This window comes from Knoellia sp. p5-6-4 (assembly GCF_029222705.1).
Taxonomy (GTDB): domain Bacteria; phylum Actinomycetota; class Actinomycetes; order Actinomycetales; family Dermatophilaceae; genus Pedococcus_A.
In genome coordinates, this window is the sequence record NZ_JARGZF010000002.1 from 1 (window position 1) to 20,708 (window position 20,708).

Here is a 20,708-nt window from a genome sequence, read left to right on the forward strand (position 1 = left end):
CGACCGGGCCGCCGACCTCCGCGACGCTCCGGTGAAGGAACTGGTCCAAGGAATCGCCGCACTCGCCGACACCTCCCTGCACGATGACGTGACCGTAATGGCCGCGCGACTGCGGTGACGGCCCTCCTCGGACAACGACGCGCTCATCGGTGCGGGTTCAGGCGGTCAACGCAACACCTCGGCCAGTGCTTGTGATGGTGTCTTGAAGCCCAGAGTCTGTCGAGGGCGTTCGTTGAGTTCTTCGGCGATGGCGTCGAGGTCGGCCTGGGTGAGGGTGCGGAAGTCGAGTCGTCTAGGGAGGTATTGGCGGAGCAGGCCGTTGGTGTTCTCGTTGCTGCCGCGCTGCCAGGGTGACTTGGGATCGCAGAAGTAGACCTGCATGCCGGTGGCGGTGGTGAACCGTCGGTGTTCGGCCATCTCATGGCCCTGGTCCCAGGTCAGGGACCGTGCGAGCTGGGTGGGCAGCGTGGTGACCGCTGCTGCCAGCGCCTCGGCCACCACATCGGCTTTGTGATTGCCGCCCGGCAGCGCGACGAGGATCAGGAACCGGGTGGAGCGTTCGACCAGCGTGGCGACCGGGCTCATGTTCTTGCCGAAGACCAGGTCGCCTTCCCAATGTCCGGGTACCGCGCGGTCTTCGGCCTCGGGGGGCCGTTCTGAGATGTGCAGGATGCCCGGGCGCCCACCGCGGCCATCGGGCAGCCGGACCCCGCGGGGACGACGGATCACCCGGCCCGTGCGCAGGTACGCGGTGAGTTCTCGACGCAGCGCGCCGCGGGACTGGACGTAGAGCGTGCGGTAGATGCTCTCGTGCGACACCTGCATCTCCGTGTCGTTGGGGTAGCTGAGCTTGAGCCAGCCGGCGATCTGCTGCGGCGACCAGCGGCGCCGCAGCTTCTCCTCCACGATTGCACGCAGCGCCGGGTTGGTCGCGAGCTTGCACGCCTTCGGACGACTCGCCCGCGACCATGCCTGCCGGCCTGACCCGTGCGCCCGATACCGTCGCCGGCCGCCATTCGCGGCGACCTCGCGGCTCACCGTGGAGGGGGCCCGGCCCAGCTGGGCTGCGATCGCCCGCAGCGACAGGCCCGCGGCAACTCCGCGGGAGATCTCCTCACGCTCCTCCAAGCTCAACCGGCCCTCGGTCCGGCGGCGCGGAACGGGACGGATTCCGCCACACCGCAACAGGTAGGTCCGCACCGTGCTGGTCGGCAATCCCAGCTGCCGAGCCGCGGGCTTGGCCGCATGACCAGCACTAAGCCGGACCCACACCTCATCAATCGCCTGCGGCGACAACCTCTGGTACCCACGCGCCACGACACCTCCTCGAGTCAAGGAAGTGTTGCGCTGACCCCTTGAGAGCGCCGGCACGACCGAGCGGATCGCGGCATGAGCGGACGGCCGCGGTGAAGCCCACGGCGCCCCCAGCAGCTCTAGGAACTGAATAGGGCCTCGGCCTGCGCCATGCCCTCGTGGGTGGCGGCCCTCTTGTTCCTATAGACCTGCGAGCAGACCACTGAGTCGCTTCCGCGCTCGGTCACAAGAACACGCCAGCGGCCTCTGCCCACCACGAGCCGCCACAGCCCGCCTGCTACGCCCGCCACGACTTCGGTCACCGGGGAGAGTCCGTATGGGTCGCCGCCGAATGATGGACCAAGTAGGTCGACCTTCCCCACTGGCTCGCACCGCACCCAAACCTGCTCTCGCTTGAGGGGCTCACCGCCCTGCTCGGGGTGCTGCACCGTCATGGCGCGCATCCTCCCACGAGCCGTCTGGCCGGAGGCTGTGGTCCACGCCGTCGTCTTGTCATCGGCAGTTGCGGTCTTCCTCAACGCGGCATCACCAGACGTCGCTCGCTCAGCGGGTGACCTAGTAGTCCGGACGATGGCGGCCACTATGCGGGCTGCGCCCAAGACGTCTACCTGAGAACACACACCCGGTCAGGCTGCTGTCTCGCTGCCTGCCGCGGTGGAGACGCGCACGGTGGAGCCGCTCTCGGTCTTGTGCACGGTCACCTGGCAGGGGATGCGGGTGCGCAGCTCGGCCACGTGGCTGACGACTCCGACGGCGCGGCCTCCCTCCTGCAGGCCGTCGAGCACACCCATCACATGCTCCAGGCTCTCGTCGTCGAGGGTGCCGAACCCCTCGTCGACGAACAGCGTCTGCAGGTCGAAACCGCCGGACTCCTCGCGCACCGCGTCGGCCAGGCCGAGCGCCAGGGCGAGGGAGGCCATGAACGCCTCGCCACCGGACAGCGTCGAGGTGTCGCGGGTCTGGCCCGTCCACAGGTCCTGCACCCTGAGGCCGAGGCCGCTGCGGGCGCCGCGAGCCGCGAGGTCGTCGGAGTGCTGGAGACGGTAGCGGCCGTCGCCCATGACGGCCAGCCGCTCGTTGGCGAGCTCGGCGACCTTCTCGAGGCGGGCGGCCAGCACGAAGGCCGACAGGCGCATCCGCAGGGCGTTGTTGCCGCCCGTGCCGGCGAAGGTGTCGGCGAGGTCGCGCACCAGCGCATGGCGCTCCGCCAGGGGGCCGAGCTCCTCGCACTGACGCACGAGGTCTGCTGCGAGCCGGGTGACGGCGGCTAGGGTGCGACGTGCCAGGGTCTCGGCGTCCTTGGCCTGGAGCAGCTCGCTGTGCGCCTGGGCGGCCAGCCCGCGCAGGGACTCGACGTCGGGCGGCTCGACCTCAGCGGCTGCCTGCACCGCGGGGTCGGCGAGCACGGCCTGGGCTTCGGTGCGGGCGCGGACGTAGTCGTCGCACAGTCGCTGCAGCCGGGTGGTCTCGTCGGCCGGGAGGGCGGCTGCCCGCGCTTCACCCGGGTCGGTGAACCCGTCTGCGGCCAGGGACGTCTCTGCCGCGTCGGACGCCGCCTGCCGGGACTCGGTGGCGGCAGCGAGCACCCGCAGCGCGTCCACGTGGCGTTGCGCGGCAAGCGTCGTCCTCCGGTGGGCGGCGAGGGCGACGGCGGCCTCGGCCTCGCCGACCTCGTCGGCACCCGGTGTGTCGGCCGTGGACGCGGCGCACGGGCAGAGTCGGGTGTGCGTCTCGAGCAGCGAACGCAGCGTCTCGAGCTCCTCGGTCTGCGCCCGCTCGAGCTCGTCGAGCGTGGCCCGAGCGCCGACCGCCTCGGACCGCAGCGCCTCCACCCGGCTTGCCAGCGACGCGCGCTCGGCGCGCGCCGATGACAGGGCCTCCTCGAGTGCGGTGGCCCGCCTCGCCAGCAGACCCATCTGCTCCACCTCCGAGCGGGTCACGGCCACTGCCTCGCGGAGGGTCTCGACCGACGGCGGCGGCGAGCCGAGCAGCTCGAGGCGGGCTGCAGCCGCCGTGTCGGCGGCCACCAGCTCCCGCTCGAGGGCGGCGTGCTGCCGCTGCGCTGCGGTCCAGGCCGCCTCCGCCACCGCGACGTCGTCGGGCGTGACCTCGACCGTGCGGACGGCCGGGCTCGGGTGCTCACCGGAGCCACACACCGGGCAGGGGTCGCCGGAGGAGAGGTGCTCGGCCAGCTCGCCGGCCATGTTGGCCAGCCGGGCCTCGCGCAGGTCGAGCAGGTGCTCGCGTCGCTCCTGCTCGTGCGTCCGGGTCAGGCTGACCCGCTCCGCCAGCCCGACGCGAGCAGCCGATGCCTCCTCGTGCTCGAGGCGGACGCGCAGCACGTGCTCGGCGTCGCGCAACCGCGACGCCAGGCCTTCGAGCGCTGCGGCCGCCGCCCTGGCCTCGGCGAGCCGGAGCTCGGCCTCGACACACGCCTGCTCCAGCCCAGCCTCGGTGCCGGCGAGCGTGGTCGCCGACGTCTCGGCCGCGATGGCCTTGGCCTCGAGACCCGACCGGCGCCGAGCTCGCTCGGCCACCGCACGCTCGAGGCGCACGGCCTCGGCGAGGCCGTCCTCCTGGGCGACGAGCCGGTCGGTCCAGGCGGCCACCCCGTCGAGACCGCGGTCGTTCAGCCCGAAGGGGGCAAGGGACACAGCGCTCTGCTCGGCCGCGGCTGCTGCGGAACACAGGGTGGAGTCGGCCCGCTCCAAGGCCCGCAGCTCTCCTCCCACCGCCGCCGCCCGCGCGGCGGCGGCCAGGGCGTCGCGGGCCTGCTGGTGCAGGGGACCGCCGGCGTCGAGCTCGGCGAGCCTCGCCGAGGCGGTGCAGGCGCGCTCCTGCAGGGCGATGGCCTGCTCGGCCTCCTGCAGGCGGGTGGTCGCCGCGGTCGCCGAGGTCGTCGCGGCGTCGAGGGCAGCGAGAGCCTGCGCGGCGTGGGCTTCGAGCACGGCCTGCAGGCGCGGGCACTGCTCGCCCACCTGGTGCGGCTCGAGCTCTCGCCAGTCGGGGAGGTCGGCCAGGGCCTCGACCGGCGCGTCGGCCACGGCGTCGGCGAGGCGCGCCAGGTCGGTGGCCAGCCCTCGCTGGTGGCCGGCCAGCTCATCGGCGGTGCGACGGCGCTCGGAGGCCAGCCAGTCCTCGACCGCGGCGTAGGACGAGACGTCGAAGAGGCGCTCGAGCACCTCGCGTCGAGCCTCCGGCGTGGCCCGCAGGAAGGCGGCGAACTCGCCCTGCGGCAGCAGCACCACCTTGCTGAACTGCTCGAGGCCCATGCCGAGCACCTCGCGCAGCACCGCGGCCACGTCGTCGTGGCGGTTGTCCTTGCCGACCCACGTGCCGTCGACCTGCTCGTGCAGCACCACCCGTGCGGGCGACTTCGTCTCGCCGTCGCCGCGCCGCTTGGGCCGCATGAACTCCGGTGAGCGGGTCACCCGGAACCGGCGACGGGAGGCCGTGAACTCCACGGTGACCTCGGGCACGACGTCCCGTGGCGCATGGTCGCTGCGCAGCGACCGGCCCGACGGGCGGGCGCCGGGGACGTCGGCGTACAGGGCGAAGCAGATCGCGTCGAGGATGCTGGTCTTGCCGGCCCCCGTGGCGCCCCGGATGAGGAACAGGCCGGCGGAGGAGATCTCGTCGAAGTCGATGTCGACCGTGCCGGCGAAGGGGCCGAAGGCGGTGACCGACAGCCGGTGCAGCCTCATGCCACGCCCTCCCCTCGCGCCCCGGCAGGCACGGCGGCAGCGCCCTCGTCGTCGTGGTCGGCGCGGGCGAGCCGGGCCGCCTCCACCGCGCCGGCGATGACCTCCCGCTCGGCCGCGGTCGCCGCGTGCCCGGACCGCACGTGGGCGAGGAAGTCGCAGCAGACGTCCACCTCCGAGCGGGCCGCGACGCGGGCGGCATACGAGCTCACCGGCACCGGGGCGCCCTGCGGGTCGAACTGCAGCGACAGCGTGTGGGGGAAGCGGCGCCGCACCTGCTCCATGGCGCCGAGCGGGCGCACCGCGTCGGTGAGGGTCACCTGGCACCAGGCCTTCTCGGCGTGGGCGTGCTCGGGCCGCTCGAGCAGGTCGGCGAGGTCGCCGCGCAGCAGGGCGAGGGGCCGCAGCACCGGCGCCTGGAGCTGCTCGCAGCGCACCCCTGAGGAGTCGAGGTCGACGACCCACGAGCCTTTGGTGTGCGACGCCTCGCTGAAGGACATGGCCACGGGGGAGCCCGAGTAGCGCACCGTCTCGTCGATCTGCTGCCGGCCGTGAAGGTGGCCCAGGGCGACGTAGTCGGCGCCGTCGAAGACGCGGGGGTGCACCATGGCCACGCCGCCGACGGTGATGTCGCGCTCGGAGTCGCTGGTGGCCCCGCCGCCCACGAACGCGTGGGCCATCACCACCGACGGTCCCGGCCGCTGGGCGAGGTCGGCGCGCACCCGCTCCATGGCGGCGGCGAGCACGCCGGCGTGCGTGCGCTCACCGGCCCCGAGGGGTTCGGCGGCGATGGAGGGCTCGAGGTAGGGGAGCGGGTAGATCGCGACGCCGTCGACGAGCACGGGTCGGCCGATGGAGCCGACCGACGAGCGGATGTGCAGACCCGACCGCTCGAGCAGCCGCGCGGCGAAGCCGAGCCGGATCGCCGAGTCGTGGTTGCCGCTGGAGAGCACCACCTGGGCGCCCGTGTCGATGAGCCGGGTGACCGCCTCGGACAGCAGCTCGACCGTGTCGGGGGCCGGCAGCGCCCGGTCGTAGACGTCGCCGGAGACCAGCACGGCGTCGACCGACTCGGCCCGCACCGTCTCGACGAGGTGGTCGATGAACGCCGCCTGGGCGTCGAGCAGCCCCACCTGGTGGAACGAGCGCCCCAGGTGCCAGTCGGAGGTGTGGATCAGGCGCACGACAGCGAGGTTAGGAGAGGGCGCCGACAGGGCCGCTGATTTCGCCGGGCGTGCCCCGGATCCGCCCGAGAGAATGAGCACACCGCGACCGCAGCGCAACCGGTGGCCGCGGTGCCACCGGTGTGGTTGGGTCGATGCAGCGAAGGCACGTCCGTCAGCGAAGGCACGTCGTCACGTCAGGGAGGTTCCCCTTGGGCGAAGAGGTCACCGCGCAGAGCTACACGCGCGAGCAGCGTCAGCGCTACCGCGAGAAGGTGCGCCAGAACCTGGACGTCTTCGAGCGGATGCTGTCCCACAGCCACTTCGAGTTCGACCGGCCGATGACCGGCCTGGAGATCGAGCTCAACCTCGTCGACGAGCACTTCCAGCCGAGGTTCGCCAACGCCGAGGTGCTCGAGGCCATCGCCGACCCCAACTACCAGACCGAGCTCGCGCGCTACAACATCGAGCTCAACGTGCGGCCCCGGCCGCTGCCCGGCGACGAGGCCCTGCACCTCGAGGAGGAGCTGCGGGGGTCGCTGAACCGCGCGGACGAGGCGGCCGCCCGGCACGATGCGCACATCGTGGCGGTCGGCATCCTGCCGACGATCATGCCGGAGCACTTCCAGGGCGAGTGGATCAGTGCCAACAACCGCTACACCGCGCTCAACGACTCGATCTTCGTCGCCCGCGGCGAGGACATCTACCTCGACATCGAGGGGCCGACGGGGGAACGAGTCGCGACCTACTGCGACACCATCGCGCCGGAGTCGGCCTGCACCAGCGTGCAGCTGCACCTGCAGGTGGCGCCGGGTGACTTCGCGGCCCACTGGAACGCCGCCCAGGCCCTCGTCGCCCCGCAGATCGCGCTGGCCGCCAACTCGCCGTTCTTCTTCGGGCAGCGGCTGCACGCCGAGACCCGCATCGAGCTGTTCAGCCAGGCGACCGACACCAGGAGCGTGGAGCTGAAGAACCAGGGTGTGCGGCCACGCGTCTTCTTCGGCGAGCGCTGGATCACCTCGATCTTCGACTTGTTCGAGGAGAACGTGCGCTACTTCCCGGCCCTGCTGGCCGAGGTCTCGGACGAGGACCCGGTGGCCAAGCTCGAGGCGGGCGAGGCGCCCTCGCTGGCGGAGCTGAGGCTGCACAACGGCACGGTCTACCGGTGGAACCGCCCCATCTACGACATCGTCCACGAGCGCCCCCACCTGCGCGTCGAGAACCGTGTGCTGCCGGCCGGCCCGACCATCGTCGACGTCATGGCCAACGCCGCCTTCTACTACGGCGTCATCCGCAAGCTCGCCGCCGACGACCGCCCGGTGTGGACCAAGATGAGCTTCGGGGTCGCGGAGCAGAACTTCCACAACGCGGCCCGCGACGGCATCGAGGCCACGCTCTACTGGCCGGGCTACGGCCAGGTCAGCGTCGACGAGCTCGTGCTGCGCCACCTGCTGCCGCTGGCCCACGAGGGTCTGAAGGAGTGGGGGGTGTCGGACCAGGTGCGCGAGCGCTACCTCACGGTCATCGAGGGCCGGTGCAAGACCGGCAGCAACGGCGCCACCTGGCAGACGCAGGCCGTCGAGCGCCTTCAGGCGCAGGGGCTCGACCGACAGGCCGCTCTGGGCCGCATGCTCGAGCTCTACCACGGCCACATGCACAGCAACGAGCCCGTGCACACCTGGCCGCTGCCCTGACGGGCAGGGCGCGTATGCCGGGGGCCTCAGGCGGGCCGGTTCCACATGCGCACGGCGGGCAGCCCGCGCTCGAACTCCAGCACGCTGAGCGCGCCGGCGTCGAGCAGCAGCTGCGCGCCGAAGCGGGGCTCCTTCTGGAGGAAGACGGCGGTGAGCACCCGGAGCAGGTGCCCGTGGGCGACGAGGACGACGTCACCGGCGGTCATGGCACTCGTGGCGCGGCGCACGACCCGTGAGGCCCGCGCAGCCACCTCCTCCACGGACTCGCCGGGCGTCTCGCCGGGGGCGACGCCATGCTCGAAGACGGTCCAGTCGTAGCCCAGGTGCTCACGGACCTGGGGCGTGGTCAGGCCCTCGTAGGCGCCGTAGTCCCACTCGACGAGGTCGTGGTCGAGCTCGGGCCGCAGGCCGGCCAGCTCGGCCGTCCGGCGGGCCCGCTCCAGGGGAGAGGACAGCACGAGCGTGAAGTCGAAGTCCTCCAGGGCCCCGGCGAGACCGCTGGCGGCCTCCTCCCCGGCCGGGGTGAGCGGCAGGTCGGTGACGCCGGTGTGCTGGCCGGTGCGAGACCACTCCGTCTCGCCGTGTCGCACGAGCACGAGCCTCCCCTCCGGCTGCCTCAGGGTCGTCGTCTGCTCGGTCTGCACCTCTGCGGTCTCCACCCGCGTCACCCTACGGTCTGCCACAGTGGGCCCATGAGGCTGCCGTTCCGCTTGCTGAATGTCTTCGCCAACGAAGGCGACCCGTTCTCGGGCAACCCCCTCTGTGTGTTCGAGGACGCTGCCGACCTCGACGAGGAGCAGATGCAGGGCCTGGCCCGGCAGTTCAACCTCTCCGAGACCACGTTCGTCATGCCGCCCGACGGCCACCACCACCCGAAGGCGGACGCGCGGGTGCGGATCTTCACGCCCCACTACGAGATGGCCTTCGCCGGGCACCCGACCCTCGGCACGGCCCACGTGGTCCGCGACCTGCTCGACACCGGGAACCGGGTGCGCCTGTCCATGGCGGCCGGGGTGGTCCCGGTGCGGGCGAACGGCAACGAGTGGGTCCTCACCGCCAACGAGGGCAGGGTCGAGCGCGACCTCGAGCCGGCCGAGATCGCCCGGACGGTCGGGCTGGCCGAGGGTGACCTCGTGGGTCCCGTCCAGCAGGTCAGCACCGGTAGCGGCCAGATCATCGCCCAGGCCTCCTCGGTGGAGGTCGTGCGGCGCGCGGTGGGGGAGGCCGCCCTCATGCGCCGGTATGCCGGCATGGGCACCCGGGGCGGGGAGACGCTGGTCTACCTCTGGGCGCCGACGGGGCCCGACACCGTCGAGGCGCGGGCGCTGTTCACCCAGGGCCCGGCCGTGGTCGAGGACCCGGCCACCGGTTCGGCCTGCTCCAACCTCGGGGCCTGGCTGGTCGCGCAGGGTCGCACGGGCGTGTCCTGGCGGATCAGCCAGGGCGCCCAGGTCGGCCGTCCGTCCACGCTCGACCTGAGCGTCTCCGAGGAGGGCGTCGTGCAGGTGGGCGGGCTGGTCGTCGAGGTCGGCGAGGGAGTCGTGCACCTCTGACATGCCCACCTACGTCGTCCTGCTGCGGGCCGTCAACGTCGGCAAGCGCATCCTCAAGATGGAACACGCCCGGAAAGTCTTGGAGGACAACGCTTTCCTGGACGTCGCCTCGCACATCCAGACCGGCAACATGCTCGTGACGACCCCGATGCGCAGCCTCGCGAAGGTGGAGCAGGCGGTGGGGGAGTGCCTCTCCGCTGCCGCAGGGTTCGACGTCGTCGCCATGGCCCGGAGGCCCGCAGAGCTGAGCCTGCTGGTGGAGGCCGCCGACGGCATACCGCCCTCCTTCGAGGGGGAGGTGCGACGCTACGTCGCGTTCTGCCAGCAGGACGTCGCCGAGGAGGCGGCGGCCCGGCTCGCGGCCTGGGAGGTGCCGGGGGAGCGGGCACACGTCATCGGCCGGGACGTGCTCGTCGAGCTCGGCCGGGCGTTCCACGAGGCGCGCCTCGGCAACGCGGAGGTGGAACGGATCACCGGGGCCGCCGCCACGACCCGTAACCTGACCGTCGTGCGCACACTGGCGCAGAAATGGGGAACCTGACATGACCGACATGGCCGAGGAGACCGGCGGCACCGGCACGGGGCACCGGTCGGTGACGCTGACCCGGGTCGAGAAGGGCGTCTTCGACGTGACCAACGAGCGGGGCGGCTCCATGCGGATCGGCGGGGGCGGCGAACAGTTCAGCCCGGTCGAGCTGCTGCTGGCGGCCATCGCAGGGTGCACGGCCATCGACGTCGACTACATCACGACCAAGCGGGTCGACCCCGAGACGTTCACCGTGGAGGCGTCGGGGGAGAAGCAGCGCGACGACAGCGGCAACCACATGGGCGACCTGCGGGTCGAGTTCACGGTGACCTTCCCCGAGGGGGCGGACGGCGACCAGGCCCGCGACCGCCTGCCCGGGGCCATCGCCCGCTCCCACGACCGGCTGTGCACGGTGAGCCGCACCGTCGAGCGGGGGACGCCGATCACGACGCGCGAGGCCGGCGCCGGCTCCTAGCGCAGGTCCCTCACCCCACGCGGTCACGCGCCGCCACGAAGGCGGCGACGCAGGCGCGCACGTCCTCCTCGGAGTGCGCCGCCGACAGCTGCACGCGGATGCGCGCCTTCCCCTTGGGCACCACGGGGTAGGAGAAGGCGATCACGTAGACGCCGTGGGTGAGCATCTCGTCGGCGATCTGGGCGGCGCGCCGGGCGCCGTCCTCGCCCGGGAACATCACGGGCGTGATCGGGTGGTTGCCGGGGAGCAGGTCGAAGCCCTCGGCCGCCATCAGCTCGCGGAACAGGGCGGTGTTGCGCCGCAGCGTCTCGCGGCCCTCGCCGGAGGCGCGGGCCAGCTCGATGGCCTTCAGGGAGCCGGCCGCGACCACCGGCGCGACCGCGTTGGAGAACAGGTAGGGGCGCGAGCGCTGGCGCAGCAGGTCGACGATCTCCTGGTGCGCGCTGACGTAGCCGCCGGAGGCGCCGCCGAGGGCCTTGCCCAGGGTGCCGGTGATGATGTCGACCCGGTCCATGACACCGAAGTGCTCGGGCGTCCCGCGGCCGCCGTCGCCGATGAAGCCCACGGCGTGCGAGTCGTCGACCATGACGAGGGCGCCGAACTCCTCGGCGAGGTCACAGATCTGGTCCAGCGGTGCGAGGTAGCCGTCCATGGAGAAGACGCCGTCGGTGACGACCACCGTCCGGTGCGCCCCCGCGGCCTTGGCGGCCTCGAGCTGGGCCCTCAGGTCGGCCATGTCGGCGTTGCGGTATCGGTAGCGGGCGGCCTTCGAGAGCCGGATGCCGTCGATGAGCGAGGCGTGGTTGAGCTCGTCGGAGATGATCGCGTCGCCCTCGCCGAAGAGCACCTCGAAGACACCGCCGTTGGCGTCGAAGCACGAGGAGTAGAGGATCGTGTCCTCCATCTGCAGGAAGTCCGAGATGGCGTGCTCGAGCGTCTTGTGCAGCGTCTGCGTGCCGCAGATGAACCGGACGCTGGCCATGCCGAAGCCCCAGTCCTGCAGCGCCTGGGTGGCGGCCGCGACCACGTCGGGGTGGTCGGCGAGCCCGAGGTAGTTGTTGGCGCAGAAGTTGATCGCCTCCGCCTTGGCGGTGGTGATGTGGGCGTGCTGGGGGGAGGTCAGCTCCCTCTCGTTCTTGGTCAGGCCGGCTGCCTCGATCTCCTCGAGGGTGGCGCGGATCTCGTCCTTCACGGTGCCGTACATGCGTGTCCTCTCAGCTCCAGTCCATGACGACCTTGCCGCACTGACCGGAGCGCGCGGCGTCGAAGGCGTCCTGCCACTTCTCGGCAGGGAAACGGTGGGTGATCACCGAGGCGACGCGCTCGCGCAGGACCGGTGAGGTCTGCAGCATCGAGCTCATCGCGTACCAGGTGTCGTACATCTCGCGGCCGTAGATACCCTTGATGGTGATCATGTGCGTGATGACCCGGCCCCAGTCGATGGGGAAGGGGTCCTTGGGCAGGCCCAGCATCGCGACGCGTCCGCCGTGGTTCATGTTGGCGAGCATGTCCTCGACGGCCGAGGGCACGCCCGACATCTCGAGCCCGATGTCGAAGCCCTCCTTCATGCCCAGCTCGGTCATGGCCTCGCGCAGGTTGCTGCGGGCGGCGTTGACGACGAGGTCGGCGCCGGCCCTTCTGGCCAGCTCGAGGCGGTAGTCGCTGACGTCGGTCACGACCACGTGCCGGGCTCCGACGTGGCGGGCGATGGCCGCGGCCATGACACCGATCGGACCTGCCCCCGTGATGACGACGTCCTCCCCGGCCATGGGGAACGACAGCGCGGTGTGGGTGGCATTGCCGAAGGGGTCGAACACCGCGCCGAGGTCGGGGTCGAGGTCGTCGGGCTGCACCCACACGTTGCTCGCCGGGATGACGACGTAGTCGGCGAACGCGCCGTCGCGGTTGACCCCGACACCCTTGGTGTGGATGCAGACGTGCCGCCGTCCGGCCCGGCAGTTGCGGCACGTCCCACAGACGATGTGGCCCTCGCCCGACGCGCGCTGCCCGACCTGGACGCTCGTGACGTCCTCACCCACCTCTGCGACCTCGCCGTAGAATTCGTGCCCGATGACCATCGGCGGCTTGACCGTCGAGGCTGCCCAGTCGTCCCACTGCTCCAGGTGCAGGTCGGTGCCGCACAGGCCTGCCCGCAGCACGCGGATCTTCACGTCGGTGGGGCCGACCTCCGGCTCGGGGACGTCCAGCATCTCCAGCCCGGGGCCGGCGGTGGTCTTCACGAGTGCTCGCACGCGCCCAACATAGTGGCACCGCCTACAGTCACTCCCATGGCCAGGTACTTCGACGTGCACCCCGTCGACCCCCAGCCGCGGTCGATCCAGCAGGCGGTGCAGATCCTCCGCGACGGCGGGGTGGTCGCCTACCCGACGGACTCCTGCTTCGCCCTCGGCTGCGCCCTCGGCAACGCGGAGGGCAAGGAGCGGATGCTGCGGATCCGCCAGCTCGACGACCGGCACCACTTCACGCTGGTGTGCCGTGACTTCGCCCAGATGGCGCACCTCGTGCACCTCGACAACCGGGTGTTCCGGGCCGTCAAGGCGGCGACGCCGGGGCAGTACACCTTCATCCTGCCCGCGACCAAGGAGGTGCCCCGCCGGCTCCTGCACCCGAAGAAGAAGACCGTGGGGGTGCGCATCCCCGACCACCCGGTCGTGCACGCGCTGCTGGCCGAGCTGGGGGAGCCGATCCTGTCCACGACGCTCCTGCTCCCGGGGGACGAGGAGCCGATGAGCCAGGGCTGGGAGATCAAGGACCGGCTCGACCACCAGGTCGACGCGGTGATCGACTCGGGCGAGTGCGGCCTGGAGCCGACGACGGTGGTGGACTTCTCGGAGGGCTACCCCGAGGTGGTCCGTCGTGGGGCCGGCGACGTCACGCCCTTCGAGTAGGCGGTCAGGGGCTCTCTCGCCGGAGCGCCTCCAGCACCCGGGCGTCGATGCCCGCGTCGGTCAGGCGCATCTCGAGGTTGCGCTCGCCGGCCCACGCGGCCAGCGCGGCGGCGGTGTCGTCGTCTCGGTGGCCGAGCCGACCGAGCCGCTGCGCCACCTCGCCGGCCAGGACGCCTTCGAGCGGCCGCACGTCCTCGGGGGCGCCGAAGACGAGCTCGTGCTCGTCGAGGAGCCTCGCCAGCTCACGCGTGGCGTCCGGGTGGTCGTCCACCCGCAGGTCGGCGAGCACCCCGGAGGCGTCGTACCCCGCACCGGGCGCCACGGCATACAGGGCGGCGCCCTGGCGGCCGCGCGAGTCGCCGCCGGACGCGTCGCCGGCGAGGAGCGTCTCCACCAGCCGGCGGGGGAGGGGGAGGCCAGCGCGGGCCAGCCACGTCTCCTGCATACGCTCGACGACCTCCGGCCCGGTGAGGATGTTGCCCTGGATCGCGTAGCCGCCGGTGTCGTCGCGGCCACTGGCCCCGCCGGCCCAGTGGAGGCAATCGTCGCCGGTGTGGCTGGCCTGGGTGTGCGCCGCCACGACCCCGAGCTGCCGGTGGGCCGCGCCCTCGTCGGCAGCCGTCACCCGCGCCACGGCGTCTGGTGCGCTCGCTCCCGACGCCAGCAGTTCGAGCACGTCCTCCTTGTAGGACACCTTCGCCATCGCCTGGGTCGCGACCGCACCGACCCCGACCCGGGCGGCCGGCACGACCGACCCGACGGCGATGAACCGGCTCGCGACCGCCACGCCGAAGGCGTCACCGACCTGGCCGACGACCGAGAACGTCATGAATCCATCCTCTCGATGAGTGACACCGCGTCGTGGGGCGCGTGGCCCTTGGCGTCGTTGTCGAAGTACACGTAGACGTCGTGGCCCTCGTCGCGCCAGTGGAGGCACTGCTCGGCCCACCGGTCGAGGGACTCGGGGGTGTAGCCGCTGGCGTAGAGCTCGGTGGCGCCGTGCAGCCGCACGTAGCGGAAGTCGGAGGTGCCGTCGCGCATCGCTGGCCACCGGCCCGCGCTGTCGGCGACGACCATGCAGACGTCGTGCGAGGCCAGCAGCGCGTGCGCCTCCGGGGTGTCGAAGCTGGTGTGCCGTGGCTCGAGGGCGTGCCGGATCGGCACGTCCTCCTCGGCGGTGGTGAGCACCCGGTCGTCGGTGAGCTTCTCGTCGTGCCGCTTGGCCAGCTCGCAGGCCTGGCCGGTGGTCCGTGGCAGGAGGTCGAAGAAGGCGGCCAGCTTCCCGGGCTCGAAGGGGACACGCTCCGGGAGCTGCCACAGGACGGGTCCCAGCTTGGGCCCCAGGGCGAGAACCCCCGAGGCGAAGAAGTTCGCCAGTGACGCCTCGACGCCGACCAGCCGCTTCATGTGCGTGATGAACCGGCCTCCCTTGACCGCGAAGACGAAGTCGTCAGGGGTCTGGGCCCGCCACGCGGCATACGAGGTCGGCCTCTGGAGGGAGTAGAAGGAGCCGTTGATCTCGACCGACGACATCCGCTCTGCCGCGTAGCGCAGCTCGTCGGCCTGGCGCAGGCCCCTGGGGTAGAAGTCGCCGCGCCACCCCGCGTAGCGCCACCCGGAGATCCCGACGCGCACCCTGGCCATGCCGCGAGCCTAAGGGTGCGCGTTGGCCCCCGCAGGCTGCGCGGCGGGTGTTCAATCGGCCCATGGGTCACTCGTCCCCCGGGCTCGCGCTCGCACAGGAGGCCGCCTGCCGCCGGCTCGGCAGCCTGTCGCAGGCGGAGCAGGAGACCTTCCTGCTGCGCCTCGAGCGGTGGTGGGCCGACCTCGTGGCCGGGCTCGAGGGTGCCTACGCGGGGGATGACACCAACGCGCTCGCGGTGCGCCTCGTGGAGCTCGCCGCGGATGCCTTCGCCGAGCGAGACCCCGACCTGCGACGGCTCGACCAGCGCAGGGTGCTGCGGCCCGACTGGCTGCAGGAGCCGTCCATGTTCGGCTACGCCTGCTACGCCGAACGGTTCGCGGGCAGCCTCCCCGGCGTCGTCGATCGCGTGGGCTACCTGCGCGAGCTGGGCGTGAGCTACCTGCACCTCATGCCCCTGCTGCGCCCACGCGACGGCGACAACGACGGCGGGTATGCCGTGCAGGACTACCGGGCCGTGCGTGCCGACCTCGGGTCGGTGGAGGACCTGCGTGAGCTGACCCGCGTGCTGCGGGGACAGGGCATCTCGCTCGTGCTGGACCTGGTGCTCAACCACGTGGCGCGCGAGCACGAGTGGGCCGTCCGTGCGAGGGCGGGGGAGGGGCGCTACCGCGACTACTTCCACGTCTTTCCCGACCGGGAGGTGCCCGACGCCTACGAGCGGACGCTGCCCGAGGTGTTCCCGGACTTCGCCCCCGGCAACTTCACCTGGGACGACGAGCTTCAGGGGTGGGTGTGGACGACCTTCAACGAGTGGCAGTGGGACGTCAACTGGTCTAACCCCGAGGTGCTCGTGGAGTACGCCGACATCGTGCTCTTCCTCGCCAACCTCGGCGTGGAGGTGCTGCGGCTCGATGCCATCGCCTTCACGTGGAAGCGGATGGGCACGAGCTGCCAGAACCAGCCCGAGGTGCAGGCGCTCACCCAGGTGCTGCGGGCCGTCGCGCGAATCGCTTGTCCCGCAACGGTCTTCAAGGCAGAGGCGATCGTCGGGCCCCGTGACTTGGTGCAGTACCTCGGGTTGGGGGAACACACGGGGCGGGTCAGTGACCTGGCCTACCACAACAGCCTCATGGTGCAGGTCTGGTCGATGCTGGCGGCCGGGAACACCGTGCTGGCCAGGCACGCGCTGGAGGCCCTGCCCGCGACGCCACCCAGCGGCACCTGGGTCTGCTACGTGCGCTGCCACGACGACATCGGCTGGGCGATCGACGACGACGATGCCCGCGCGGTCGGGCTCGACGGCTTCGCCCACCGACGCTTCCTGTCGGACTGGTACTCCGGCGACTTCCCCGGGTCATGGGCGAGGGGGCTGGTCTTCCAGCACAACGCGTCCACGGGGGACAAGCGCATCAGCGGGACGGCCGCGTCGTTGACCGGTCTCGCCGACGCCGTCACCGCCGGCGGCGAGAACACCGCGCTGGCGCGGATGTTCCTGGCGCACGCCGTCGTGGCGGGGTGGGGCGGCATACCGGTCGTGTGGAGTGGTGACGAGCTCGGGATGCCGAACGACCCGGCGTGGAACCACGAGCGCGGCCACGAGGACGACAACCGCTGGGCCCATCGGCCCCGGCTGGACCGGGTGCGTGCCGGGCAGCGCGGCGACCTCGGCACGGTTGCGGGCAAGGTCTTCCAGGGGTTGGACCACCTCGCCACGGTGCGGACCCGTCTGCCCCAGCTGCACGCGGGCGCCGACAGCACCGTGCTCCTCGACACCGACGACGGCGTCCTCGCCACGGTGCGGCAGCACCCGAGCGGGCCCATGGTGTGCGTCTACAACGTCACCGACACGTGGCGCCCCTTCCCGTTCTCCCGGTTCGCCGACGCCGGCATCGACGCACCACACAACGCGCTCGGTGACCACGACGTCTACGGCGGCGCCGACGGCCAGGTGCTCCTCAGCCCGTATGCCGCGTGGTGGGTCGTGGATGGACAGCGCTGAGGAGCTCTTCGCCGACCACGCCGACGGGCTCGCCGTCTACCACGCTGTAGCGAAAGCCATTGCTGCCTTGGGTGTTTCGAACATCCGCGTGTCCAGGAGCCAGATCGCGTTCCGCAGGCGTCGCGGCTTCGCCTACGTCTGGCGGCCGGGGCAGTACGTGACCTCCTCGGTGCCTGCGGTGCTGTCGATCGCGCTGCCCCGGCGGCTGGAGTCCGGCAGGTTCAAGGAGGTCGCGCACCCGGCGCCCACGGTGTGGATGCACCACCTCGAGCTGGGCGACCCGGGCGAGGTCGACGACGAGGTCGCCGGGTGGCTGGCGCAGGCGTGGGCAGCGGCAGGCTGACCTGTGGCGCGGAAGGCTCAGCCCCGCCGCTCGAGCAGGACCATGACCTCGTGGTGCGAGGTCTGGGGGAACATGTCGAACAGCCGGGCCGCCCTGACCCCGAGCCGGGGCATGGCGTCGAGGTCGGCGGCCAGCGACCGCGCGTTGCAGCTGGAGTAGACGACGTGCTGGACGTCGGACCTGTCCAGCCACGCAGCCAGGTCCTTCCCGATGCCGCGCCGTGGCGGGTTGACCACCACGGTCTCGGGCGCGTCCGTGGGTGCCAGCCCCACGGCATACGTCGTGGCGTCGCCGACGTGGAAGCTCGACCTGCCGGCGCCCGGGGTGACCGCGAGCTCGGACAGCGTCCGCCGCGCGCTGGCGACGGCCTCGGCCGACACCTCGATGCCCGTGACCTCCTGGGGTGGGTGGTCCGCGGCCACGGAGTGGAGGGCGAACCCGCCGACGCCGCAGTAGAGGTCCCACAGCGTCGTGGGCCGGACCCGGGAGAGCCACTGCTGGGCCTGGCGGTACAGCCCCGCTGCCACGGTGGTGTTGGTCTGGAAGAAGCTCCGGGGGCGCAGGTGCAGCGGGATGCCGTTGACGCGCATCAGGAGCGCCTGCTCGGTGGTGAGGACGTGCTCCACGTCGCCCTCGAGCAGGGCGGTGTGGTTGGGCAGGATGTTGGCGCTCACCACGCGCAGCCCGGGGAGCGCCGTCAGGAGGTCCGGCAAGCCGCGCTCGAGGCGCGCGAGCTGGCCGGTGGAGCGCAGCACGAACCGCACCATGAGCTCGTCGTCGGGGGAGTGCGTGACCAGCACGTGCTTGAGCTCGCCGGTGCGCCGTGGGACGTCGTAGGGAGTGAGCTCGAGTGCCCCGACGAGGTCGGGCAGCGCCAGGACGGCCCCGTGCAGGCCGGGTTCGTACAGGCCACAGTGCCGTAGGTCCACACCCGCGCCGGCGGCGTCGAGGATGCCGAGGGTCGGCGCGCCGCGGGTGCCGCCGACGACGAGCTTGGCCTTGTTGCGGAACGCGGACTCGGGGCCGGTGAACGGCTCGAGCCACACGTCAGCGGGTGCGTGGTCGGCGAGCAGGGCGCGAACGGCGGCGTCCTTGTCCGCCAGCTGCGCGGCATACGGCACTCCCATCAGGGCGCACGAGCGGCACCGCCCCGCATCGAAGTAGTCGCAATGCACCGGACAAGGCTAGAAGGGCGCCGGCGGCGCGTTGTCGGTGGTCCGGTCCAGGTGACACCGACGGGGGAAGTGGTCACGGCCAATGAGTTGACATAATGTCGATTATCGGCGTTGTGTACCACCCACGGCAGCCCACCGAAGAGGGGCTGACGCCCTCTTGCCTCACGGCTAGAGCGTCAGCCCCTCTTCGCTCTGCGTCAGGGGGCCGGGAACACCGAGCTCGACAGTGCCTCGCACGCCTCGTCGAGGCTGTTGGCGCGCACCATCGTCACGCTCGGCGACGCGACCTCGAGGTCCTCGGGCCAACCCGGGCCTCCGACGACGAGCTTCAGCGGCCGCTCCACCGACGACAGCGCGGCCCACAGCGGGTCGTTCGCCGGTCGGCCGATGGAGGCCCACAGGAACACGACGGGCGGTGAGGCGCGGCCCACGAGGTCGATCAGCGCCTCCACCGGCACGCGTGGGCCGAGGAACACGCAGCCGATGCCCTGCAGGGACAGCTCGGCCTCGATCGCCACGAGCGGCAGGTAGTGCTGCTCCTCGTCGGCGCTGGCCAGGACGACCTCTCGTCGACCGCCGACACGGGCCCGGTTGGCCCTGGTCAGCGACCGCAGCTCGGTGACCAGCAGCTCGCTCGCGAGGTGCTCGGAGTCGACTCCCAGGGAGCCGTCGCTCCAGCGCTCGCCGATCCGGCGCAGGGCCGGCGCGAGCACCGAGGTCCAGGCGGAGACCAGGTCGCTCTCGCGGGTCACCCGCTGGTAGATGCGGGCGAGCCCGTCGGCGTCGAGGGCGGCTGCCGATGACACGATCGCCTCCACGGCTGAGTTGGAGGCGCCCTGGCCGGCAGCCGGGAAGCCTGTGCCCGGGCCGAGTGCCGACGCCAGGCCGGCGGCGTCCACCGAGGTCGCCACGCGGGCTGCCGTCCCTGCGGGCACGCCGCGACCGGTCAGCTGCGCCATGAGCCGCACGCGTTGGATGTCCACCTCGTCGTAGCGGCGGTGCCCGCCCTCCGTGCGCTGGGACGGCCCGATGCCGTAGCGCCGGTCCCAGGTGCGCAGTGTCGACGGCGCGAGGTCGAGGCGCTCGGCGACTCCCCCGACGCTCCATGTGAGCGCCACTCTCGGTGCGTGCAGCTCGGGGCCCGTGCCGTCCGGGGAGTCCTTCGTGCCTCCAGCTCCCTCGTGAGCGGCGACCAGGTCCTCCGTGTGATCTCCCGAGCGGTCTTTGGTGTCCATGACATCCTCCTCCAGCTCGACCTTGGAACGTACACCTGCTTGCCGGAAAGAATAAACCTGTTCAACTCATCTTGCGCGATGAACAACATTCTGAATAGGTTGTGAACCAGTTCGGTGCCGGTGGGGCATCGACCCAGGGTTTGAGAGAGGTTCGCCATGGCTTACATCAAGCGTCTCCCGATGCCTGTGATCGAGAGCTACGAGTGGCAGTTCGAGGGAGCGTGCAACGACGCCGACCCGGAGACCTTCTTCTCTCCGCAGTCGGAGCGCGGAGCGCGCCGCCGGCAGCGGGAGGCCACCGCCAAGTCCTTCTGCGCGCGCTGCCCCGTCGTGGACGCGTGCCTGAAGCACGCGCTCGAGGTGCGCGAGAGCCACGGGGTCTGGGGCGGCCTCAACGCCGACGAGCGCCGGGCGCTGCTCAGCGAGGGCCCCGACACTGGCAGCATCGCCAGCTGATCCGGCCGGTGGTCAGGTGCGTGCCCTTGTAACCGACGAGGCTGCGACCTCGTAGCGGCTGGCCGCTGCACCGCCAGCCCTGAAGAACCGGCGGTGCAGGGAGCCTGACACCTCTGCCGCATCGCCGTCGTGGAGCCTCAGGGCGGCCCGCCTCGCGCGCAAGCCCCAGCACGCCACGTCGATGGTGTCGACCGACGGCCCCCTCGCCGCACCGCGCCCCGCCGCGGTGCGGCACACCGGGGACCGCCGCACCACCAGCCGGAGGAGCACCACAGCGTCCCCGCTCGGCAGGGACCGTTCCTCCGGCGCGCCGCTGACGCGGCCGACCAGGTGGACCTCGTTGACCCGGGCCGCCGCGTCACCTCCCGGGGCCGCCTCGTGGGCCTGTTCCTGTGCTTGCCGCGTTCGCTGCGCCTGTGCCACGTGGGCTCCTTCCCGCTGGTGCCGTGCCTGTGCCCGATCGTGGCGCGCGCTCGGGGGCCGTGGGCAGGTCCGCGAGCTGTCTGTGGACAGCGGGGGC

At 71.9% G+C, this 20,708-nt stretch carries 20 protein-coding genes; 8 read left to right on the forward strand and 12 right to left on the reverse strand.

All coding sequences use genetic code 11. The features are described 5' to 3' along the window. Window positions 1-165 precede the first annotated feature (165 nt). The 4 genes from P2F65_RS11435 to P2F65_RS11450 all read right to left on the reverse strand — a co-directional run bounded on the left by P2F65_RS11435 (window position 166) and on the right by P2F65_RS11450 (window position 6,199). Window positions 166-1,317 (reverse strand): IS30 family transposase, encoded by a 1,152-nt coding sequence (locus tag P2F65_RS11435; protein WP_275807472.1) that lies wholly within the window; start codon window positions 1,315-1,317, stop codon window positions 166-168. A gap of 116 nt (window positions 1,318-1,433) precedes the next feature. Then, window positions 1,434-1,748 (reverse strand): hypothetical protein, encoded by a 315-nt coding sequence (locus P2F65_RS11440; protein ID WP_275807476.1) that lies wholly within the window; start codon window positions 1,746-1,748, stop codon window positions 1,434-1,436. Window positions 1,749-1,940: 192 nt separating this feature from the next. Next, window positions 1,941-5,018, reverse strand: coding sequence for an SMC family ATPase (locus P2F65_RS11445; RefSeq protein WP_275807479.1), 3,078 nt, complete (start codon window positions 5,016-5,018; stop codon window positions 1,941-1,943). Next, entirely contained in the window at window positions 5,015-6,199 is a 1,185-nt protein-coding gene (locus P2F65_RS11450) for an exonuclease SbcCD subunit D (RefSeq protein ID WP_275807482.1), read from the reverse strand. The genes P2F65_RS11445 and P2F65_RS11450 overlap by 4 nt, the downstream gene beginning before the upstream one ends. Before the next feature lie 191 nt (window positions 6,200-6,390). Between P2F65_RS11450 and P2F65_RS11455 the strand changes: the two genes are divergently transcribed. After that, on the forward strand, window positions 6,391-7,872 hold the full coding sequence (locus P2F65_RS11455; protein WP_275807485.1) for a glutamate-cysteine ligase family protein: 1,482 nt from the start codon (window positions 6,391-6,393) through the stop codon (window positions 7,870-7,872). Between the two features lie 26 nt (window positions 7,873-7,898). On the opposite strand, the gene P2F65_RS11460 is transcribed toward P2F65_RS11455, so the two are convergent. Further along, window positions 7,899-8,531 carry a histidine phosphatase family protein gene (locus P2F65_RS11460; RefSeq protein WP_275807488.1) on the reverse strand — a complete coding sequence of 211 codons (633 nt, stop codon included), beginning with the start codon at window positions 8,529-8,531 and terminating at the stop codon, window positions 7,899-7,901. A 33-nt stretch (window positions 8,532-8,564) separates the two neighbouring features. Here P2F65_RS11460 and P2F65_RS11465 point away from each other — a divergent pair, with 33 nt between their 5' ends. Genes P2F65_RS11465 through P2F65_RS11475 form a run of 3 tightly spaced genes read left to right on the forward strand, consistent with a single transcriptional unit; the run spans window position 8,565 to window position 10,426 of the window. Continuing rightward, window positions 8,565-9,425: a PhzF family phenazine biosynthesis protein gene (locus P2F65_RS11465; protein ID WP_275807491.1), complete on the forward strand. Its 861-nt coding sequence runs from the start codon at window positions 8,565-8,567 to the stop codon at window positions 9,423-9,425. 1 nt (window position 9,426) lies between these two features. Next, window positions 9,427-9,966 (forward strand): DUF1697 domain-containing protein, encoded by a 540-nt coding sequence (locus P2F65_RS11470; protein ID WP_275807494.1) that lies wholly within the window; start codon window positions 9,427-9,429, stop codon window positions 9,964-9,966. Window position 9,967: 1 nt separating this feature from the next. Next, window positions 9,968-10,426 (forward strand): OsmC family protein, encoded by a 459-nt coding sequence (locus P2F65_RS11475; protein ID WP_275807497.1) that lies wholly within the window; start codon window positions 9,968-9,970, stop codon window positions 10,424-10,426. Between the two features lie 10 nt (window positions 10,427-10,436). Here P2F65_RS11475 and P2F65_RS11480 read toward each other — a convergent pair whose 3' ends face one another. Together P2F65_RS11480 and tdh are read right to left on the reverse strand one after the other, a co-directional pair. After that, window positions 10,437-11,630: a glycine C-acetyltransferase gene (locus P2F65_RS11480; RefSeq protein ID WP_275807500.1), complete on the reverse strand. Its 1,194-nt coding sequence runs from the start codon at window positions 11,628-11,630 to the stop codon at window positions 10,437-10,439. 10 nt (window positions 11,631-11,640) lie between these two features. Next, window positions 11,641-12,678 (reverse strand): L-threonine 3-dehydrogenase, encoded by a 1,038-nt coding sequence (gene tdh / locus P2F65_RS11485; RefSeq protein ID WP_275807503.1) that lies wholly within the window; start codon window positions 12,676-12,678, stop codon window positions 11,641-11,643. 36 nt (window positions 12,679-12,714) lie between these two features. Here tdh and P2F65_RS11490 point away from each other — a divergent pair, with 36 nt between their 5' ends. Continuing rightward, window positions 12,715-13,335: an L-threonylcarbamoyladenylate synthase gene (locus tag P2F65_RS11490; protein ID WP_275807506.1), complete on the forward strand. Its 621-nt coding sequence runs from the start codon at window positions 12,715-12,717 to the stop codon at window positions 13,333-13,335. 4 nt (window positions 13,336-13,339) lie between these two features. Here the strand turns inward: P2F65_RS11490 and P2F65_RS11495 are convergent, their stop codons facing one another. Beyond that, window positions 13,340-14,164: a DUF1028 domain-containing protein gene (locus P2F65_RS11495; protein WP_275807509.1), complete on the reverse strand. Its 825-nt coding sequence runs from the start codon at window positions 14,162-14,164 to the stop codon at window positions 13,340-13,342. Continuing rightward, window positions 14,161-14,979: a DUF72 domain-containing protein gene (locus P2F65_RS11500; protein WP_275807512.1), complete on the reverse strand. Its 819-nt coding sequence runs from the start codon at window positions 14,977-14,979 to the stop codon at window positions 14,161-14,163. Before P2F65_RS11500 ends, P2F65_RS11495 begins: the two co-directional genes overlap by 4 nt. 62 nt (window positions 14,980-15,041) lie before the next feature. Here P2F65_RS11500 and P2F65_RS11505 point away from each other — a divergent pair, with 62 nt between their 5' ends. Together P2F65_RS11505 and P2F65_RS11510 are read left to right on the forward strand one after the other, a co-directional pair. Next, a complete protein-coding gene (locus P2F65_RS11505; protein ID WP_275807514.1) occupies window positions 15,042-16,979 on the forward strand; it encodes an alpha-amylase family protein in 1,938 nt (645 codons plus the stop codon). Then, window positions 16,966-17,322, forward strand: coding sequence for a DUF5655 domain-containing protein (locus tag P2F65_RS11510; protein ID WP_275807518.1), 357 nt, complete (start codon window positions 16,966-16,968; stop codon window positions 17,320-17,322). Before P2F65_RS11505 ends, P2F65_RS11510 begins: the two co-directional genes overlap by 14 nt. A gap of 17 nt (window positions 17,323-17,339) precedes the next feature. On the opposite strand, the gene P2F65_RS11515 is transcribed toward P2F65_RS11510, so the two are convergent. Further along, the gene (locus P2F65_RS11515; protein WP_275807521.1) at window positions 17,340-18,497 is read right to left on the reverse strand and encodes a methyltransferase domain-containing protein; all 1,158 of its coding nucleotides are present in this window, start codon (window positions 18,495-18,497) and stop codon (window positions 17,340-17,342) included. 197 nt (window positions 18,498-18,694) lie between these two features. After that, complete coding sequence (locus P2F65_RS11520; protein WP_275807524.1) at window positions 18,695-19,732, reverse strand: MerR family transcriptional regulator; 1,038 nt, start codon at window positions 19,730-19,732, stop codon at window positions 18,695-18,697. A gap of 180 nt (window positions 19,733-19,912) precedes the next feature. Here P2F65_RS11520 and P2F65_RS11525 point away from each other — a divergent pair, with 180 nt between their 5' ends. After that, window positions 19,913-20,188 (forward strand): WhiB family transcriptional regulator, encoded by a 276-nt coding sequence (locus P2F65_RS11525; protein ID WP_345803694.1) that lies wholly within the window; start codon window positions 19,913-19,915, stop codon window positions 20,186-20,188. A 12-nt stretch (window positions 20,189-20,200) separates the two neighbouring features. Here P2F65_RS11525 and P2F65_RS11530 read toward each other — a convergent pair whose 3' ends face one another. Continuing rightward, window positions 20,201-20,611 (reverse strand): single-stranded DNA-binding protein, encoded by a 411-nt coding sequence (locus tag P2F65_RS11530; protein ID WP_275807530.1) that lies wholly within the window; start codon window positions 20,609-20,611, stop codon window positions 20,201-20,203. Window positions 20,612-20,708 lie beyond the last annotated feature (97 nt).

What these genes read in the sequence shown, in the direction of transcription:
- P2F65_RS11505 (WP_275807514.1), top strand. Translation starts at nt 15,042, where the DNA reads ATGGGTCACTCGTCCCCCGGGCTCGCGCTCGCACAGGAGGCCGCCTGC.
- P2F65_RS11525 (WP_345803694.1), top strand. Translation starts at nt 19,913, where the DNA reads ATGCCTGTGATCGAGAGCTACGAGTGGCAGTTCGAGGGAGCGTGCAAC.
- P2F65_RS11490 (WP_275807506.1), top strand. Translation starts at nt 12,715, where the DNA reads ATGGCCAGGTACTTCGACGTGCACCCCGTCGACCCCCAGCCGCGGTCG.
- P2F65_RS11510 (WP_275807518.1), top strand. Translation starts at nt 16,966, where the DNA reads ATGGACAGCGCTGAGGAGCTCTTCGCCGACCACGCCGACGGGCTCGCC.
- P2F65_RS11500 (WP_275807512.1), bottom strand. Translation starts at nt 14,979, where the DNA reads ATGGCCAGGGTGCGCGTCGGGATCTCCGGGTGGCGCTACGCGGGGTGG.
- P2F65_RS11480 (WP_275807500.1), bottom strand. Translation starts at nt 11,630, where the DNA reads ATGTACGGCACCGTGAAGGACGAGATCCGCGCCACCCTCGAGGAGATC.
- P2F65_RS11495 (WP_275807509.1), bottom strand. Translation starts at nt 14,164, where the DNA reads ATGACGTTCTCGGTCGTCGGCCAGGTCGGTGACGCCTTCGGCGTGGCG.
- P2F65_RS11520 (WP_275807524.1), bottom strand. Translation starts at nt 19,732, where the DNA reads ATGGACACCAAAGACCGCTCGGGAGATCACACGGAGGACCTGGTCGCC.
- P2F65_RS11445 (WP_275807479.1), bottom strand. Translation starts at nt 5,018, where the DNA reads ATGAGGCTGCACCGGCTGTCGGTCACCGCCTTCGGCCCCTTCGCCGGC.
- P2F65_RS11440 (WP_275807476.1), bottom strand. Translation starts at nt 1,748, where the DNA reads ATGACGGTGCAGCACCCCGAGCAGGGCGGTGAGCCCCTCAAGCGAGAG.
- P2F65_RS11465 (WP_275807491.1), top strand. Translation starts at nt 8,565, where the DNA reads ATGAGGCTGCCGTTCCGCTTGCTGAATGTCTTCGCCAACGAAGGCGAC.
- P2F65_RS11475 (WP_275807497.1), top strand. Translation starts at nt 9,968, where the DNA reads ATGACCGACATGGCCGAGGAGACCGGCGGCACCGGCACGGGGCACCGG.
- P2F65_RS11470 (WP_275807494.1), top strand. Translation starts at nt 9,427, where the DNA reads ATGCCCACCTACGTCGTCCTGCTGCGGGCCGTCAACGTCGGCAAGCGC.